The organism is Enterococcus sp. AMC1251 (genome assembly GCF_058216535.1).
This window is the reverse complement of the sequence record NZ_CM177098.1, coordinates 2,538,104-2,555,116: the sequence shown is the minus strand read 5'-3', so window position 1 is coordinate 2,555,116 and position 17,013 is coordinate 2,538,104. Positions and strand designations below refer to the sequence as shown.

The window sequence follows — 17,013 nt, the reverse complement described above, 5'->3', positions numbered from 1 at the left end:
AGATAAATGAATGATTGAAGAAATAAAAATTTATTCATTGTTTGAAGTTTATGATGTTGAATTGAATTTTGAAGATAGGAATTACAGTGTATTTATTGGTGAAAATGGGATTGGAAAAACAAATATTTTAAATATTATTCATTGTGTTTTAACAGGTAATTCTGAGAAAATGTTGGATACAGAATTTGAAAAAATAGATGTTAAATTTGAAAAACAAAAATATACTTTTACTAAAAATGATATTCTTACTACTTTAAATATTGAGGAGGGATTTAGACGGTTAAGCCTTAGTTTTAGAAATCATTTATCTGGTGAAGATTTCAATATTTTAAAAAGTTATCTTGATAAAAATGAAACTATCCAATTTATTGAAAAGTTGGATTTATTAAGAGCTGATGAAGAGATTCCAGAAAGAATATTTAGAAGATTTTGGGAGATTTTATCGGATGAAACAGAGGAACAATATGAATATAAAGTTATTTATAATGATTGGATAATTTACTTAAAAGTACTGAATAAAAATAGAAAGAAAGTTATTTATTTTCCGACATATAGAAGAATAGAAGAAGATTTAAGAAAGATAATACCAGAGAGGTATGAAGAAGATCGAAATTATCCACTAGGTAGAAAGATATCAAAATTGGCTGAATCTAATAGCGTACAGATGTTAAATTCTGGTATGGAGGATGTGAAAGGAAAGTTTAGAAAACTTGAAGAAAAAATAAAAGCATTTACTGTAGATTCATTTAATCAAGTCACAGGGGATATGTTGACATATTTGTTTACTTCGAATAATGAAGTTGAAGAAAAAATATTTGATGATGATCAAATAGACCATATTCAGATATTACTGAATCGAATAAGTGATGATAACCTAAATAGTGAGATTAAAAGAAGTATATTAGAAAATGTTACTCAGGGAGAAGTATTAAATGAGGGATTGCAATATTTTATAAATAGATTAATACTTCATACAAAAGAGCAAGAATTAATAGAAAATAAAATTAAACGTTTTGTTAAGTTGTGCAATAAATATCTTGTTAAAATAAGTATTGTATATGATGAAATAAAAATTAAATTGTTTGTTGAGCAAAATAAAAATAAGAAAATAATAAGCTTGGATAAACTTTCATCTGGGGAAAAACAGATAATTTCAATGTTTACTTTGATTTTTCTGGATGAAGAATCAGAAGAGTTCATTTTATTAATTGATGAACCAGAGTTATCGTTATCATTATTTTGGCAAGAAACATTACTTCCAGATATACTTACTTCAGAAAATTGTAATTATTTGATTGCTGTGACACATTCACCATTCATATATAATAATTTAGATAAGAATGGCGTACAAAATTTAGAAAAAAGCTACATTCAAATTACCAAAGGAGATTTATAATGAGTGGGGAAGAGATAGATCAAATTTCTCTTTTAGGTGAACAACATAAAATGAGATTACGTTTTAAAGAAACAGGTAGTATATATGTAGTTGTTGAAGGACAAGATTCCGAGTATTTTTACTGTAAATTTAAACCACATTTACCTCCAAATGCTAATATTCACTTCATTGAATCAAAAGGTAAAAAAAATGTTCTTAAGAATTACGATATTATTTCAAATTTAGAATTCTATAATGATTATAAAATTCTATTTATAGTAGATAGAGACTTTGATGATATGAATTTATCAAGTGATATATATGTTACAGAAACATACTCAATAGAGAATTTTTATGTAAATAAACAAGTTATAGAAGACATACTTAAGCATGCTTGGCATATCGAGGATGAACCATTAAAAAAAATTATTTCACTTTATATTGATTTACAAAATAAATTTCATGAAAATGTATTGGAATTTAACAGCCTCATTAGATTACAGAAGGAAAAATCAAAGTTGACAGGTGAAGAAATTAAATTACGATTAAACGACATTGATTTAAAAAAAATAGTAAATATTTCAATCAATGGTGTTAATAAACTTTTAGAGCACCATGAAATCTTTAAATTGTTTAATAAAGCTGTTGAATATACAAATGATGAACTAGAAGAAGTAAAAGGAATGTTTGATCAGAAGAGGTATAGTTACGATTTTAGAGGGAAATATGAATACTCGTTTTTATTAAAATTTTTGGAAGTTGTTCAAGAAGAATTAGGCAAAGGTAAACTTTTTAATTGTAAAAAAGGAATAGCTTTTTCACCTAGTTATTGTACACTTTCAGACTTTGCCCAGTACGCAGAGTTCCCTGTATCAATGAAAGAATACTTTATTAACAGAATTGCATAGAATTTATTTTTTGTTAAGACTTTTTATGAAGAGATTGAATTTTGATAAAAAGAAAAGCATTTTCTAATTGATGGCATACAACTAGTATATATACTGATTTATTATCAAGTTGGTGTTGAAACGGCCAAGACGTATAAAGTTTTCAAAATAGATAGTGGCTATTTTGATGAGAGTGTAAAATAAACTGTGTAAGTAGCTAATTCTAGATAAGCTACTTATACAGTTTTTCTTTTCGTGTAAAGAAAATTCAGATAAAATAAAAATGAAAGGATGCGAGAATATGGCAAGACAGAAAAGAGATCCTAAAACCGTCGAACTAGCGAAAACTATTCTAGAAAACTACAATCCTGAAAATGTCGATGACATGCAAGAAGCGCTAAAAGATATTTTTGGTCCCTTATTTGAACAAATGCTTCAAGGCGAAATGACCCATCATTTAGGCTACGATATTCACTCAAAACAGGAGAAAGAAACGAACAATCGAAGAAATGGATTTGGCTCTAAGAAAGTAAAAACAAGCTTTGGAGAAGTCCCTATTGATGTACCTAGAGACAGAGAAGCCACGTTTGAACCAGAACTTATTAAGAAACGTGAACGGGATGTTTCAGCTATCGAATCAAAGGTTTTGTCCATGTATGCCAGAGGTATGTCCCAAAGAGATATCGCTCATACCATTGATGATATTTATGGGTTTTCCATTTCTCACGAAATGATTTCTACAATCACCGATTCTGTTCTTCCAGAACTGGAGGAATGGCAAAATCGTCCTCTAGCGAAGTGCTATGCCTTTGTTTTTGTGGATTGTATGTATGTGACGTTAAGAGAAAATTATGAAGTGAAAGAATACGCTGTCTATACAATTCTTGGGTATGATTTAAAAGGGAAAAAAGACATTTTAGGGTTGTGGCTGAATGAAACTGAGAGTAAAAACCGCTGGATGCAGATTTTTGATGAATTGAAATCTCGTGGTGTACAGGATATTTTCTTTATGTCTATGGATGGTGTTTCTGGTCTTGAAAATGGCACAAAATCTATTTTTCCAAAGGTGATCGTTCAGCGTTGTATCGTCCATTTAGTGCGCAATGCGCTTCGGTATGTTCCTTATAAAGACTACAAGGAATTTTCTAGGGAAATGAAAAATTTTATGGTGCTCCTTCGTTAAAAGCTTGTCAGAGTGCTTTTGATGCCTTTCAAAAACGTTGGTCTCACTACTCTGGTGCTGTGTTTGGAAACGTAATTTTTCTCATGTGGAACAACTTTATGATTATGGTAGCGCAGTGCGTAAAATTATGTACACAACAAATGCCGTTGAAAGTATTCATTCCAGCTTTAGAAAAGTAACTAAAAAAGGTGCATTTCCAAATGAAACCGCTCTTTTAAAACTTCTTTATCTACGAGTAACAGAATTGGAAAAGAAATGGACAGCTGGGTTTATACCCAATTGGCCGATGGTCTTAAATCAATTAATGGCGAATGAACAGTTTTCTGAGCGCATCAACACTTATAGCTTATATATTTCCTAGTCACTGTTGCATCAAAAAAGAACATCAAATTTTCCTTTTCGGTAAGGTTTCTTTCTTAAGCTCTTTTAACCAAAGGTTATTTAGGAATTGTTTAATGTTCTTTTTCGTTCTTAGATTTGTCAGTTACACACTTTAGTTGACAAACCCATTTTGATTTTGAATAATCGGATATTATAAACTAGGAACACTCAACGCAGTGAACCTAGTTTATTTTATTTCAACATCACGTTCTCAAACTATCACCCGAAACTGTCCTCTCCCCATCCAACTTCCTCACCTTCTCCTCCTCAATCTCCATCAACCTCAAAAACTCCTCAAAAAAAGCATGAAACAAATGCCCACAAGCATAATACTCCTTCACAACCTGTTTCTTATTAATCGGCCCTTTCCGAAACTGAAAAAAATGATCCAACACAGCAAGCGGCTCCTCCCAAGACTGCAACCGATCCAACGTATGCTGCAAATCCGTAATATCCTGATAAGGAATCACCTTCAAATTCTGACCTTCTTTTTTCATAACCCATTTCCTCCCTTTTTAAAAGTACTCTTAAAACCAGTAACACGAAGCGCTGAACAACATCATTCAACGCCCCATATACATAACTCATCTATCTGCGCATTGATTGGGGCAACGATTAAACAAACCAGTGATAAAAACGACTTATGGATGATTTTCTAAGCCCTGCGGATGTTCCAATCACTTTCTTCTCAAAGCAAAACAAAAAACGCTATTGTAGTAATCAGTGAGAAAAAGCTGCTTTGAATCACAAAGAACGTAGTGATTTGATGATGAAAAGTACAAGGACTGTAAAACAGTCGTTGCTCTCTTTGTATCTAATCAAATGTTCAATGTGTCTTATAACTTTTTATCATCCTAACTTAACTACCAATATCGTCATCAATCCTCTAGATAAAGCCCAAACCCTCCATAAAATACAAAATCCCAACCAAAAGTTTCCAGACAGACTAGAAAATCCCAGTAAAATTAGGTACAATAAAAGAGCTAGTGCTTTTGTGCTAGCAATTGGCAACTTGTATAGATAGTGTTCGCTGTCTATGCAAGGCTTCATCACCTGATTGCTGTCAGATGGTGAAGTGCCTTTTTTTGTTTTGCACCACTATGTTCCACTTCGATCTCATCAATTTCTAAGAGCTAAAGCTCTAAGAATTGAAGGACCACGACTGACCAAAGGGCAGAGTGGATGATGCAAAGTACAAGGTGAACGTTGTCTCCTTGCCTCATATCTATCATTGATCATTTACTTTACTTTGAATGAAACCTCCTTTCACCAGATTTGTAGAATAGAAAAAAACGATATCAGGTAACCTCACCCAATATCGTTTACAATAGTCCCGAAGAATCATCTACTACTTTTTCAAAGTAACCCAAAGAGAATCCAAGAAACCTATAGAAAAATAGGCGGACTTTAGGTACAATGAAAGAAGCTAGTACATGTTGCTAGCACTATTGGCAACTTGTTTGGGCAGTGTTCGCTGTCTTTACAAGGCTTCAAATGCTTGGTTGCTGCCAGGCTTTGAAGTGCCAATTTATTTTATATTCAGATTTGAACAGTTCATGTTGATATGAACTGTTTTTTCTATTCTACCTCTTAAGTATATACGAAAAGAATACGAACACGCAACATAATTTTTCTTACAAATACCATTAAATAACACAAAAAATTGCTCCCTTATATATAAGGAAAAATAACAAAAAATTTTTTTCGAAAGGCTATTTTTATTCTCAAATGACAGCTATATAAAAATAAAATCGTTCGTTTAAAAAGTTCAATTAGTATGATATACTTTTTGTTGTAGAGAAGTTATGACGGTGGCGACTTCTGAAAGGTGGTGGTGCTTATGAAAGTGAGTAGGGAAGAAGCAACGCTCCTAAAGTCGCCTTGTACTGTTCAACATCAGTTCACAAGACCATTCACTGTGTTTCTCAGCAAAAGAGAAAGCCTTTTGTCAGCATTGGACACAATTAAACTGATCCTAAGCTTTGGTATGTTTACCATCGCTTTAATTCGTTTAGTTGTAGAATTGCTTAAAAACGACAAAAAGAAATAACCAGTCATTAACTTTAGCAGGTTAACTGGTTATTTCTTTAACTAAAAAATCCGCTACCGTCTTAAACGGCTCTACATAGGAGAGGTATGTTAGCGCATATCTCTCTTATCACTTATAATTATAGCATACAACAAATTTTTTTGCCATATCCATAGAAATGCTTTCAAAAAGATCAAACAACAGAATTCTTTTGCATGTGAAGCTAAAATGTAAAAGTAAAAAATCAGAAAGCAGCCATTTTTATAATAAGAAGGCTCAGTTTGATGAAAGGAAAATCAAAGACATGATGAAACGTGAAGAGATCATTGAGTATATAGTTGAAACGTACACGATCTATCCAGAATATATTTTTGAAAAATTCCCTAACTATTGTGTCTTTCGACATAAACGGAAGAAAAAATGGTTTGGGCTTATCATGACGATTCCTAGAAATAAACTTTATGGAGAAGAAGAGATAAAAATAGATGTCATTAATTTAAAAATAAATCCAGAATTAAATGAGATAGTAAGAAATAAAAACGGATACTACCAAGCGTATCATATGAATAAAAAGCATTGGATCACAATAGATCTTTCTGCTGTAGAGAATCTTGATCAAATCGCTGGATTAATCGATGATAGCTTCAGACTAACTTGAGGGTCAAAAACGACTATTCTTGATTTTATTTAAAGTAATACTATAAAATTTTGCAGTTTATTAACTAGTAATACATATAACACTATACTGATTCCGCTTACATGCTATACTATAGATACAACAATTTACTAAATAATGTCTGCAAGAAAAAGCAAAAGGAGGATTTACAATGAAACACATCAAAAAAGAATTCTTACTTAATTGCACGCCCGAAAAAGCTTGGCAACTTGTTGTTGACCGTAGCAAATATGAAGTATGGGCTGCTGCTTTTCAAGAAGGATCGACCTATTCAGGTGAGATGAAATGGAACGAAACGATTTCATTTGTGGATGGGACAGGAAATGGTCTGGTTTCTAAAGTCGTCGTTTTTGAACCAGAGAAAGAGATCAAGTTTGCATTCTTAGGAGAAGTTACGGATGGTAAATATGTGGAAGTGCCTGAATTTGCCGAAATGCTTGAGCATTACCTATTTGAACCTGTAGGCAATCAAACGAAAATGCTTGTAGACGTTGCAATGGATGATGAGTATTACGAGATGATGAATGATTTATGGGATAAAGCAGGAACGGAACTGATAAGATTAAGCAATTAGTGTATGAGAAGAGTGAAACAGACAGTTAAAACGATAAAAAAGAAAAAAGTAGGACCGTAATCGGGGAAAACTGATTATCGTCTTACTTTTTTCAATTTAGAGTACACAAAGAGCACTCAAACCTGTAAAATTAAAGTAAGGGGTTAGGTTTTACAAAGAAAGGATGAAATCAACATGAAAAAGAAGAGTTATCTAGTCAGCGTTGCATTGCTTTTACTAATCGGTTTTATAACGTTTACGGTCTATAACAAAACAAAAGTACAAACTCAAAATAGCGAAGAAACGAAACTTAAAAATCAAGCACTAGACAAAGAAGCGATTAAACGATCCATGAAAAAAATAAGTAAAAGAAAGGTAGAATCATTTTCAATTGATCTAAAAAATGCAGGGGCAGAAAAAATATACGACACATTTAACGGAGCAAATGCAGATGAAATTATCACTCTTTTAGAAATGGATCATGATGAGTCAGATAGAATTTTGGTGTCTACAGATGGAACGATCGTAACAGGACAAGTAGGTATAGATGAAAATGGTACAGAAGTTGATTCTAACACAGATAAAAATAGTATAACGGTTAAGGAGCTTAAAGACTTAGTTCTATTAAACAAGCAAAAGATCGATGAATTAGCGGCTCAAAATAGTTCGCTAGAATAGCGCTGAAATTTAGAAAATCAATTCATTGAAAAGGAAAAACGATGAAAAAAATCAGACCACAAAATCCAATCTATCTTATTCTCAGCTTATTTGCGCCTTTGCGATTCGTGAATACATATTATATTTTGAATAAGGACACGCTTATAATCAGTCGCTATTATGCGAGGGAAAATGCTAAAGAATTTGATAGGAGAATTGACAAATTAGAGTTGAAAAAATTGATGAAATTTGGGTTACCAAAAGATTTAAATTCAACGAGATTAGAACCTACTATTCGCGTTCATAAAGGCACATACAAATCACAAGAGATCCAATTTCTTTTTAAGGATAAAACAATCATTGCTTGGAATGTTCGTCCATTTACAAAAAAACAAATAAGACAGTTGTCAGAATTGATTTATTTAGGAACGAATGTTAAGGCGTGTGATGGTTTGCAACAGATAATTGGGATCAAGTACTAATTATAAGTAATTTGATAGTATGTTCAACGGGGGTTGTTAAAAAAGTCCAGAAAGAAGGAAAAAGCATGATCGAAATAAAAAAAATCAGCCTAAATGATCGGGCATCGTTGCAAGCCTTAAGTATCAAAACTTTTACAGAGACATTTGCTAAAGAGAATACACCTGAAGATTTAAACAATTATCTTGACCAAGCGTATAATGACGAAAAATTAACGAACGAGCTTCAGAATAAAGATTCAGAGTTCTATTTTGTTTATTCAGAAGATCAACTTGCTGGGTATTTAAAAATCAATATAAATGAGGCTCAAACCGAAACCATTGAGGGAGATGCATTAGAAATTGAACGGATTTATATCGATTCCAATTTTAAGAGATTGGGACTTGGGAAAAGGCTTTATCATAAAGCTATAGAACGAGCGAAAGAGTTGAACAAGACTTCTATTTGGTTAGGTGTTTGGGAGAAAAATTTTTCTGCTATGAAATTCTATCATAAGATGGGATTTACTCAGATAGGCCAGCATTCTTTTTATATGGGGGAAGATGAACAGATTGATTTGATTATGAAAAAAGAGTTGACGTGAGCAGTTGATTATTTGCTAAAACGATGTTGCTTCATTTGTTTTAACAAGGAGAGAGCAAATAAGAAGTTTGTGGGAATCATAATTAAAAATAACCATCAAAAACGGTATAGTCAGTTTCCGTTTTTGATGGTTATTTTTAATTAAATTATTAGATATAGTATTGTACTCTGATGACATCAATATGAGGTGCTGGAAGAGATGCGATTGGAATCAATTTTTCTACTAGATAAACCAGAATCATTTATTGGAAAATCAAATCGGAGTTGAAAATATTGATCATTAGAATGAAATTTAAAAGACGTATTCTTATATTTTCTTAGTATTTTTTTGACTCGACGCAACTCAGATTTTTTCACATGTTGTTTCTTATCATTTAGGTTTTTGAAGAAATTTTCCGTACTACTACTATCTGTTGTATTGTTATTTAATGTGATGTGGATTTGATTCTGCTCTTTTTTTATAATCAGAAGAATTTTTTCATGAGCGTTCAAAGCATATGAAAGTGAAGCCGATAAACACTGAATAAAATCAGCAGGTTGTATAGAAATATCTGTTTCATGAATTGGAGTAGAGATTGACAATTTAAGCGCGATTCCTTTACGTTTAGCAAGATCAAGAAATTGAATCAATAGCCCTTGAATCGCAGGAATTTCTATATTAGCCACTTGTTCATAAGGTGAATCTTCTAAAAGTGGTTGTGAATAATTGACTATTGAAGAAATAAAGTCCAACGCTTCTTCCACTTCCCCATTTTGAATATAGCTATTTAGACTCAATAAAATATTCCGATAATCATGTCGGAACTCGTCGGATAAGGTAATTTTTTCCATTTCTTGATTATATTGTCGGGAAAGAATATTCTTTTCTAATGTTTGTTGATAGTACTGGCTGTAAATGTAGGCAGTCAAATGAACAGCCAGACTTAACACTAATAATACAACTGTGATATAAAAAAAGGATTCTGTAAAATGACCATTGACAATGATTCTTCTAGCAATCCCCAAAATAATTAAAAAAATGATCCCAATAAGAGATTGGATTTTGTATTTTTTATGGATTCGAGAAATAGAATCGAAAATTGAAAATCGTGTATCAAAATAATTAAAACTCTGAATAAAAAGAAATAATAACATTTGCTGTAAGAGTATAGATACAGTTGTATACTGTTGAAACTGTTGTGAACTGATAGTGTGGGTTTCAAATAATAATTTTAAAAAATCATAGCTAAATAACCAAGAGAGAATTAAAAATGAATTATTTAAAAATAAAAATAAAGTCATTAAAATCCAACTATTTAAATGACAGAGTACAAAAATAGGCTGAAGGATAAAATAAGTTAGTAGAAACAGATCACTATTTCCTATCTGAAAAATAGTTGACATGAATTCAACGATTAGAATCAAGGTAAGGATAGCGCTTTGTTTTTTACTAGTGTACTTTTTATAACCTAAAAACCAGGTCAATTGTAAAAAGCCAAGAGTGAAAAAAATATAATAATACATTTGTGTTTCCATGTACACGATTCACCTCAATTCATCCACAGTATAAACGTTCTCAAGAATATTTATGCTGTAGGATGTTTTAGTTTGGGTATAGAAAATACGATAATAAAAAAATTCTCTTTCTTTGAAATTCTATAGGTTGCTTTTTTATAAGAAGCAACGATTTTGGAAAAAATATGTAATCCTTTTCCTTGATGGTTCTCTTTGGTAGAAAAATTATTCTGGAAAAAATCTTGTAAGGCAATTTCTGGGTTTTCAACGTAAGTATTTTTAACTGTAATCGTTATATAGTCAGGGTCTCCTTCAATTTCAATAGAAATCGACTTTTCTTGGCTAACGAGAGTTGCATCGTAAGCATTATCCAAAAGAATCGAAAAGCAACGAATAAAATCAACAAGATTCATTGCACTAGAACTGAGATCCTGAGTGACTTGAAGCGATAAATCAATCGAAGCAGTATCACATTTTTTTAAAAAATTAGCTAGAAGCCCTTGAATAGATGGCGTATTGACGAGAGCAATTTTTCTATAAAGATTAGGCGTAAGAAATGAATCTGAATAATCAATAATATCGTTAAGTTGTTGAGAAGCATGATCTAAATCATTGACCTCTAAATCAGCTGTTAGATTTACTAGCAGCTCTTTATACGTGTGTCTAAATTTTGTCGCTAATTCGATCTTTTGTTTTTCTCCCGCATACATTTCAGCTAAGAGCATAGAGTACTGTTTTTCTTTGTAGTATTTGGTAAGTAAAAAAATATTCCAAGAGAAGAACACCGTAAAACCGACAACGATAAACGTACTATAAAAGTAAGCAATAGAATACCCTTTGAAAACGCCAGATTGTTGTAATCCGATTGAAAGAAACAAGCAAAAAAGAATAGTAATTGATAGCGCACGATGTTTTTTAGGAAGAAGGACTAAAGCATTCAGAACAGCTGATTTTTTTAAGATGTATCGAGTAATAATGAACAATAGAGCTAATAAAAGTTGCTGAGCGATGACAAGGAAGAAAAGATAAGTCATATAAGTATCTGGAGAAACAATTCTTTTGAGTAGAAGTATATTCCATAAGTCAATCATTGGCAGCCAAGAAGTCAAGATGATGGCATCTTCAAAAACTAACAATAGGGAAGAAATTAACCAATCATTTAACTTTCTCGTCACGAAAATAAATTGAGCAAGGAAGAAAAGCAGTAAGAGCGATGTAAAGTATGTATTATTGAGCCAAATACTGATGACTCCCTGAATGACTAATAAGGACGTTAAACCAAGCGATTCTTTAATGGATAAAAACTGTTTATAGGCAATCAACCAAATGGCTAGAATATAATTAAGCGATAGTAAACAGACAAAATAAACATTATCAATCATCGCTATATACCTGCAATGCTTTTTTTACCTTGTCAATGCTTTTGGCACCAATTGAGAGTAATTGCTGCCCATCAAATAAAATCTGCTCATTTTTTCTATCAATCGAAATAATATTTTCAAGGTTAATGATATAAGATTGCAAAGAAGTCATCATATAATCCTGCTGTAACTGCTTCTTGACTTTTCCGATTTTCGCTTCAATGATTGTTTCCTCATTTAGTGTTTTGATTAAGACTCGTCCATTAAAGCCTTTCAACGATTGAATATAACAGATATCACGAGCATTGAAAAACAAGGTTTCAGAACCACTAGAAAATTGAACTTTGTCTTGTTTGAAACGCCAAAAGTTTTTAGAAGTTAATTGACTTTTTTTTATCATTTCTGTAATTATTTCTTTTGTTTCTGAAGGATCTTTAAAATTTTTAATAAGATAACCTAAAGGGAAAATATTATTATTTAATACACTGATGGCTTTATCTTCTAAACTAGTCAAAAAAATGATAGAACATTTGGTATTATACTTGCGAATTTCCAAAGCTAAATCAATTCCTGTATAGGTAGTCTTTAAATCAATATCTAAGAAAAAAACATCATTGTCATTAATTTTTAATTTAGAAATTTCTTCCATAAACGTTAAATGATTAGAAAGTGTTGACAATTTTAAATCAAAAAAATTATGTTTACATTCATTTAAATAATGAATAATTTGTTTTCTTTGCTGATTATCATCTTCAATAACGTATATAATCATTTATTTCTCCTTAATTTTTTTATTTATGAATGATAGTAACACTAATTTTTTTAAAAATAAAGATAAAAAATTTATGTAGTTAGTAATTTAAAGCGTTTACATGGCATTTTGTTCTATTCTGAAAAAGAATAAACTATATCCAGTGAGATAAAAAATAAATTTTTTTAATAAAATTAAATTGGGAGGACTACGATGGTTCATTTAGGTTTTATTACATTAAACGGTGAAAAAGAAAATTGGTATCACCAATTACAATCCTATTCTGATATTGAAACGAGTCGAGAAGATGAGCTAACTAAAAATAGTGAATGTGATGCTTATTTTATTGTTGGAGGAGATTCACAGCTTGCTGATATATGCAATGCGTATATGAACATTGTACAACATAATTTTTGTCCAGTCTGGATATACAAAGAAAATTGTACTGCTAATGACAGACTACTGCTATATAACATAGGTGTAATTAGTGTTTTCAATGAAGATATGCAACAAGATGAAATTATAAAAGCGATACATAATGGATTAGCATTGATACAGAAAAACATAGAGGATAAGACTAAAGAAACAATCAAAAGAAAGAATGAAAAAGCGTTTAAACTGGTCAGTGAAAATCTTTGCGTTCTCCTTGGGGATAAACCGCCAATTTATTTGACGAAAAAAGAGTATAAAACTCTTTCGCTTCTATATTCAGCATCTCCAAAAGCGGTGTCTTATAAGGAACTATATGAACAAATATGGGATTTACCTTACGATGAAAAAAATTATCGAATAGCGAATATCATTTTTCATTTGAGAATGAAATTAGAAAAAGATGTGGGGGCTCCAAAGATTGTAAAAACAGTCAGATCCAATGGTTATTTATTTAATGCTAACTTTAAATGACCTGAAAAACAAGGCGATGAACGATTATTTAGATGAAATGGAAGGTAAGCAGTGTGACTAAATCAAGGAATAACTATTTTCAAAAGTATAAAAGGTATTATCTGGCTGGAATAGTACTTATCATTAGCTGGCTCATTTATTTAGTATCATTTTGGAATTTTTACCATGAAATGTATTTTTGGGTGGATAAGGATGTACGTTATGTCGTTCAACTGATTTTTATTTCAAGTTTCTATTTAACAGAAATTATGATAGTTACCACCGGTTACTTTTTATTATTATTGGCCAGTCTATTCTTACTATTTTTCTTCTTTTTCAAAAATATAAAAGAAGTTAGTTTTGGGAAAAGCACGTTAGTGGCAATGATTTGTTTTGGAGTCGTTCCGTTATGCTGTTCTATTTCATTACTGTTGACCATTTGTTGGCCGTATTTCTTGGCAACGTTGATTGCGTCCGTTGTAATCGTCTATATTACGTATGCTATTACTAAGTATTTATATGAAGATAATCAAGAACGGTATGCCGATAAAGAATGTATAAAAGAAGCGGGACCCTTTTATCAACGAGAAGAAGCTGAAGCATATTCAAACGAGTTTATTGCGTATTGGATGCCATATTTCAAAAAGCAATCATTCACATTGGTAAGTGAAATCAAACATCAAGATGAAGGATATCTAGTTGAAATCTATACGTCAGAGGATTAAAACGAATTCAATTCATTTAGTTAGGAGAATTTTTTTGAAAAAGAGAATTTATCATGCACTCATCATAGTCAGTTGTATCTTTGTGAGTTTAGTCTCAACGAGAGAAGCTTTTGCAGAAGACGAGAACAATTTAGGTTACGTGGTGACACCACTCCAACCGACTACTCAAATTGATGTAGGAAAAAGTTATTTTTATATAAAAACAGTTCCAGGCGAAACACAAACGGTACAAATGCGTATTGCGAGTACAAAAAAGGAAGAGGTTCATCTAAAAATTTATGGTGTTAACGCGATGACTTCAAATAGTGGAACGATTGATTATACGGAAGATTTGACCAATAAAGATGAATCGTTGAAAGAACCTCTATCCAGTTTAATAAAAGTTGAGACACCAGAAATTACCTTGGGTAACTTTGAAGAAAAAACGATTAAAGTTCAAGTAGAAGCACCAAAGGAACACTATGAAGGAGTAAAAATGGGTGCGCTTGTCGTTGAGCTAGTACCAGATAAAAAGAAACAAAAAGGAATCTCGACAAAATACAATTACAAAATTGGCTTAATTACAGCGGAAAACGGTGACGAATTTACCAATGGAAAAACGTTAAAACTAAATGAAGTGAAAGCGTCCATCCTACATGGGAAAAAAATGGTGCTAGCGAGTATACAAAATCCAGAGCCTAAAGTCATCGATAACTTGAATATTGTTGCAACAATGACGGAAAAAGAGTCAGGAAAAGTTATTAAAGAAAAAACAGTTCAAAATTACAAATTAGCGCCTAATAGTCACTTTAATTTTGAATTGGATTGGGGAATCAATGATTTACCCTCAGGAACGTATACCTTAGAGATGGATGCAAAAAATTATGATGAAGAGTGGCATTTGTCAAAAGATTTTAAAATTACAAATGAAGAAGCCAAAGAAATCAATGCATCCAGTGTTTTTAAAATCAAAACCCCAACTTGGCTAAAGGTAGTCAGTATTGTGATGGCGATGATTAGTTTAGCGATAATGGGTACGCTTTTCTATAGAAGAAAAAAATGGGAGAAGGCGTGGAAACGATTGAGAATTGCTAAGAAAAGAAAGAAGAAAGGAAAAAATAAGAAGTAAAGGGATGAGGAAGATGAAAAAGGTTTTACAGGTTTTTATTTTAGTAGCTATTCTTTCTTTCCGATGCACACGGCGTTAGCCGTTGGAAATGAGGAATCAAATGGTCTAGTTATACAAATCGAACCAGCGGATAAACTAACGGATAAAGAAATAGTAGGAAAACCAACCCCTAAGTTTCCGAATACAAATAGTTCCAAAAATGGTTCGTTGCCTCATTTAGGTCAAATGATTACCTCGTTTATCCTCTTATTGTCGGGAATCGCCTGTTTGATCGTATTTTGCGGCGTAATCAGTTTCAAAAAAATTTATTATAGTGTATAGGAGCGGAGCAGAAAATGATTGATTATTTATGGATGTATATACTAGGAGCAATTTCCTTTGTTACGCTCGTGTATTTCTTAATGTCTTTTTCAAGAGATATTTTTTTAGTGAGAAGATTAAAGATAGGTAAATCAAGTTTAGTCCTTAATTTTAGCCTATTACTTCTGACGTTAGTCAGTTTAATCTTAATCATCTATTTGTTCGTCTTGTTAAAAGAACAAATAAAATTACTAGGCTAACAACAAGCAATGAACGATTTACAACAATAACTGTTACTAATCTGTCTATAATTAAGGAAAGGTGATAAAAAAATGAAAAAAGGGTTATTAGCAACACTATTCGTATCAGCGGGGGTTCTTTCTTTAGGACTAGTTCCAACAACGACACATGCAGCAGAAGTTGTCAAACCAGATACAACAGATTTACAAATTACGATTGATCCAGATGGTGGAAGCAAACCAGGGGAAAATCCTTTACAAGACAGCTTAGCTGTTGCCTATATTCCAGGCAGTATGGATTTTGGTACTAATGCGAATACTGGTAAGGGTGCCGGTGCTGTTCAAGTATTTAAAGATAAAGGATTTGATTTGTCAAATTAAGCTAGACAAATGTCTTTCATTTATGTAACTCAAAAATACTTCTAATGGTGTTCGATAATTTAAAGATTTCCTTGGTATGTGATTTCTTTTAGAGGTGACAGCCGCAACAAAAGCTTGGTCAACTTGATTAAAATCCATTGTTTTAGGCAGCCCATCTTTACGTAATAACCCATTCGAATGCTCATTTAATCCGCGTTGTGAGGGGGTTCCAGGGTCTGCAAAATAGATAGAAATATCATTGACATTACTCATGTTTTTCCAATTTGAAAATTCTTTTCCACAATCAAAGGTAATGGATTTGAACAAGTTTCTGGGAATCTTTTGTAGCCAATCAGTTGTCGCTTTTTCAATATCCAATGCTTTCCGACCATTTGGTTTTAATGTAATAATCACTTTTGAAAGGCGTTCAACTAGAGTGATGATGGCACTTTTATGATGAACGCCAACAATTGTGTCACCTTCTAAATGCCCAAATTCCTGTTGGAAATTAGGGTAGTCAGTGGATCGTTCTGAAATATTGCGTTTAAATGCTTGCTTTCCACGACGTTCTTTATGCCCGTTGGGCTTTCGTTTCCCTTTCATTGGTAGTTTTGAGCAATCAAATTGATTCGCTTTAAACTGACGATAAAGTGTTCTAACAGAGCATGAAATAGGAAACTCAGCTCGACCAATAATCACATCAGGTGTCCACCCTTGAGCCACCATAGATTGAATGTAATCATGCTGTTTTGTAGGCAAACTAATGGGTTGTCGACCACAACGTGTTTTATTTTCTTTATATTGTTGGTAATAGTCACAGATAGATTTTCCTTGTTTCAGGAAGTTGTAAACATTGTAGATTGTCTGTCTAGAACGAGTTAAAGTCTTAGAAACCATCGTAACAGGTTGGCTCATATTGAAATAAGCTTCTATCATCACGAGTTCATTTGATGTAAGATGAGTATAGGTCATTTGTCTTCACTCCTTATA

General features: G+C 32.1%; 18 protein-coding genes and 1 pseudogene. 14 read left to right on the top strand and 5 right to left on the bottom strand.

Translation table 11 applies throughout. The features are described from left to right. Positions 1-10: 10 nt before the first annotated feature. From AC4BBR_RS12060 to AC4BBR_RS12050, 3 genes and pseudogenes are all read left to right on the top strand, one after another. The gene (locus AC4BBR_RS12060; RefSeq protein WP_490459774.1) at positions 11-1,396 is read left to right on the top strand and encodes an AAA family ATPase; all 1,386 of its coding nucleotides are present in this window, start codon (positions 11-13) and stop codon (positions 1,394-1,396) included. Further along, the gene (locus AC4BBR_RS12055) at positions 1,396-2,283 is read left to right on the top strand and encodes a DUF4435 domain-containing protein (protein ID WP_490459773.1); all 888 of its coding nucleotides are present in this window, start codon (positions 1,396-1,398) and stop codon (positions 2,281-2,283) included. Before AC4BBR_RS12060 ends, AC4BBR_RS12055 begins: the two co-directional genes overlap by 1 nt. Positions 2,284-2,563: 280 nt before the next feature. Continuing rightward, positions 2,564-3,806: pseudogene (locus AC4BBR_RS12050) on the top strand (IS256 family transposase). A 223-nt stretch (positions 3,807-4,029) separates the two neighbouring features. Here AC4BBR_RS12050 and AC4BBR_RS12045 read toward each other — a convergent pair. Next, positions 4,030-4,323, bottom strand: coding sequence for a hypothetical protein (locus AC4BBR_RS12045; RefSeq protein ID WP_490459772.1), 294 nt, complete (start codon positions 4,321-4,323; stop codon positions 4,030-4,032). 1,421 nt (positions 4,324-5,744) lie between these two features. Between AC4BBR_RS12045 and AC4BBR_RS12040 the strand changes: the two genes are divergently transcribed. From AC4BBR_RS12040 to AC4BBR_RS12015, 6 genes are all read left to right on the top strand, one after another. After that, positions 5,745-5,876, top strand: coding sequence for a putative holin-like toxin (locus AC4BBR_RS12040; RefSeq protein ID WP_083241837.1), 132 nt, complete (start codon positions 5,745-5,747; stop codon positions 5,874-5,876). Positions 5,877-6,159: 283 nt separating this feature from the next. Continuing rightward, complete coding sequence (locus AC4BBR_RS12035) at positions 6,160-6,513, top strand: MmcQ/YjbR family DNA-binding protein (protein WP_490459771.1); 354 nt, start codon at positions 6,160-6,162, stop codon at positions 6,511-6,513. A gap of 169 nt (positions 6,514-6,682) precedes the next feature. Further along, positions 6,683-7,105, top strand: a complete 423-nt coding sequence (locus tag AC4BBR_RS12030) for an SRPBCC family protein (protein WP_490459770.1) — start codon at positions 6,683-6,685, stop codon at positions 7,103-7,105. 174 nt (positions 7,106-7,279) lie between these two features. Then, positions 7,280-7,762: a hypothetical protein gene (locus tag AC4BBR_RS12025; RefSeq protein ID WP_490459769.1), complete on the top strand. Its 483-nt coding sequence runs from the start codon at positions 7,280-7,282 to the stop codon at positions 7,760-7,762. 41 nt (positions 7,763-7,803) lie between these two features. Beyond that, positions 7,804-8,223: a hypothetical protein gene (locus AC4BBR_RS12020; RefSeq protein ID WP_490459768.1), complete on the top strand. Its 420-nt coding sequence runs from the start codon at positions 7,804-7,806 to the stop codon at positions 8,221-8,223. A gap of 65 nt (positions 8,224-8,288) precedes the next feature. Next, on the top strand, positions 8,289-8,804 hold the full coding sequence (locus tag AC4BBR_RS12015; RefSeq protein WP_490459767.1) for a GNAT family N-acetyltransferase: 516 nt from the start codon (positions 8,289-8,291) through the stop codon (positions 8,802-8,804). 176 nt (positions 8,805-8,980) lie between these two features. Here AC4BBR_RS12015 and AC4BBR_RS12010 read toward each other — a convergent pair whose 3' ends face one another. Genes AC4BBR_RS12010 through AC4BBR_RS12000 form a run of 3 tightly spaced genes read right to left on the bottom strand, consistent with a single transcriptional unit; the run spans position 8,981 to position 12,430 of the window. Next, positions 8,981-10,318 carry a hypothetical protein gene (locus tag AC4BBR_RS12010; RefSeq protein WP_490459766.1) on the bottom strand — a complete coding sequence of 446 codons (1,338 nt, stop codon included), beginning with the start codon at positions 10,316-10,318 and terminating at the stop codon, positions 8,981-8,983. Positions 10,319-10,368: 50 nt separating this feature from the next. After that, on the bottom strand, positions 10,369-11,679 hold the full coding sequence (locus AC4BBR_RS12005) for a GHKL domain-containing protein (RefSeq protein WP_490459765.1): 1,311 nt from the start codon (positions 11,677-11,679) through the stop codon (positions 10,369-10,371). Continuing rightward, entirely contained in the window at positions 11,672-12,430 is a 759-nt protein-coding gene (locus AC4BBR_RS12000) for a LytR/AlgR family response regulator transcription factor (protein ID WP_490459764.1), read from the bottom strand. The genes AC4BBR_RS12005 and AC4BBR_RS12000 overlap by 8 nt, the downstream gene beginning before the upstream one ends. Before the next feature lie 192 nt (positions 12,431-12,622). Between AC4BBR_RS12000 and AC4BBR_RS11995 the strand changes: the two genes are divergently transcribed. The 5 genes from AC4BBR_RS11995 (at position 12,623) to AC4BBR_RS11975 (ending at position 16,044) form a co-directional block, all read left to right on the top strand. After that, positions 12,623-13,312, top strand: a complete 690-nt coding sequence (locus tag AC4BBR_RS11995) for a winged helix-turn-helix domain-containing protein (protein WP_490459763.1) — start codon at positions 12,623-12,625, stop codon at positions 13,310-13,312. A 53-nt stretch (positions 13,313-13,365) separates the two neighbouring features. Further along, entirely contained in the window at positions 13,366-14,016 is a 651-nt protein-coding gene (locus tag AC4BBR_RS11990) for a hypothetical protein (protein ID WP_490459762.1), read from the top strand. A 34-nt stretch (positions 14,017-14,050) separates the two neighbouring features. Continuing rightward, positions 14,051-15,124: a WxLIP family cell surface protein gene (locus tag AC4BBR_RS11985; protein ID WP_490459761.1), complete on the top strand. Its 1,074-nt coding sequence runs from the start codon at positions 14,051-14,053 to the stop codon at positions 15,122-15,124. Between the two features lie 63 nt (positions 15,125-15,187). After that, complete coding sequence (locus AC4BBR_RS11980) at positions 15,188-15,445, top strand: hypothetical protein (protein WP_490459760.1); 258 nt, start codon at positions 15,188-15,190, stop codon at positions 15,443-15,445. Positions 15,446-15,756: 311 nt separating this feature from the next. Next, entirely contained in the window at positions 15,757-16,044 is a 288-nt protein-coding gene (locus AC4BBR_RS11975; RefSeq protein WP_490459759.1) for a hypothetical protein, read from the top strand. Here the strand turns inward: AC4BBR_RS11975 and AC4BBR_RS11970 are convergent. Then, complete coding sequence (locus AC4BBR_RS11970) at positions 16,036-16,995, bottom strand: IS30 family transposase (protein WP_490459128.1); 960 nt, start codon at positions 16,993-16,995, stop codon at positions 16,036-16,038. The genes AC4BBR_RS11975 and AC4BBR_RS11970 overlap by 9 nt on opposite strands. Positions 16,996-17,013 lie beyond the last annotated feature (18 nt).

Coding starts and splice junctions, on each gene's coding strand:
- AC4BBR_RS12060 (WP_490459774.1), top strand. CDS start 11: ATGATTGAAGAAATAAAAATTTATTCATTGTTTGAAGTTTATGATGTT.
- AC4BBR_RS12055 (WP_490459773.1), top strand. CDS start 1,396: ATGAGTGGGGAAGAGATAGATCAAATTTCTCTTTTAGGTGAACAACAT.
- AC4BBR_RS12045 (WP_490459772.1), bottom strand. CDS start 4,323: ATGAAAAAAGAAGGTCAGAATTTGAAGGTGATTCCTTATCAGGATATT.
- AC4BBR_RS12035 (WP_490459771.1), top strand. CDS start 6,160: ATGATGAAACGTGAAGAGATCATTGAGTATATAGTTGAAACGTACACG.
- AC4BBR_RS12030 (WP_490459770.1), top strand. CDS start 6,683: ATGAAACACATCAAAAAAGAATTCTTACTTAATTGCACGCCCGAAAAA.
- AC4BBR_RS12025 (WP_490459769.1), top strand. CDS start 7,280: ATGAAAAAGAAGAGTTATCTAGTCAGCGTTGCATTGCTTTTACTAATC.
- AC4BBR_RS12020 (WP_490459768.1), top strand. CDS start 7,804: ATGAAAAAAATCAGACCACAAAATCCAATCTATCTTATTCTCAGCTTA.
- AC4BBR_RS12015 (WP_490459767.1), top strand. CDS start 8,289: ATGATCGAAATAAAAAAAATCAGCCTAAATGATCGGGCATCGTTGCAA.
- AC4BBR_RS12010 (WP_490459766.1), bottom strand. CDS start 10,318: ATGGAAACACAAATGTATTATTATATTTTTTTCACTCTTGGCTTTTTA.
- AC4BBR_RS12005 (WP_490459765.1), bottom strand. CDS start 11,679: ATGATTGATAATGTTTATTTTGTCTGTTTACTATCGCTTAATTATATT.
- AC4BBR_RS12000 (WP_490459764.1), bottom strand. CDS start 12,430: ATGATTATATACGTTATTGAAGATGATAATCAGCAAAGAAAACAAATT.
- AC4BBR_RS11995 (WP_490459763.1), top strand. CDS start 12,623: ATGGTTCATTTAGGTTTTATTACATTAAACGGTGAAAAAGAAAATTGG.
- AC4BBR_RS11980 (WP_490459760.1), top strand. CDS start 15,188: ATGCACACGGCGTTAGCCGTTGGAAATGAGGAATCAAATGGTCTAGTT.
- AC4BBR_RS11975 (WP_490459759.1), top strand. CDS start 15,757: ATGAAAAAAGGGTTATTAGCAACACTATTCGTATCAGCGGGGGTTCTT.
- AC4BBR_RS11970 (WP_490459128.1), bottom strand. CDS start 16,995: ATGACCTATACTCATCTTACATCAAATGAACTCGTGATGATAGAAGCT.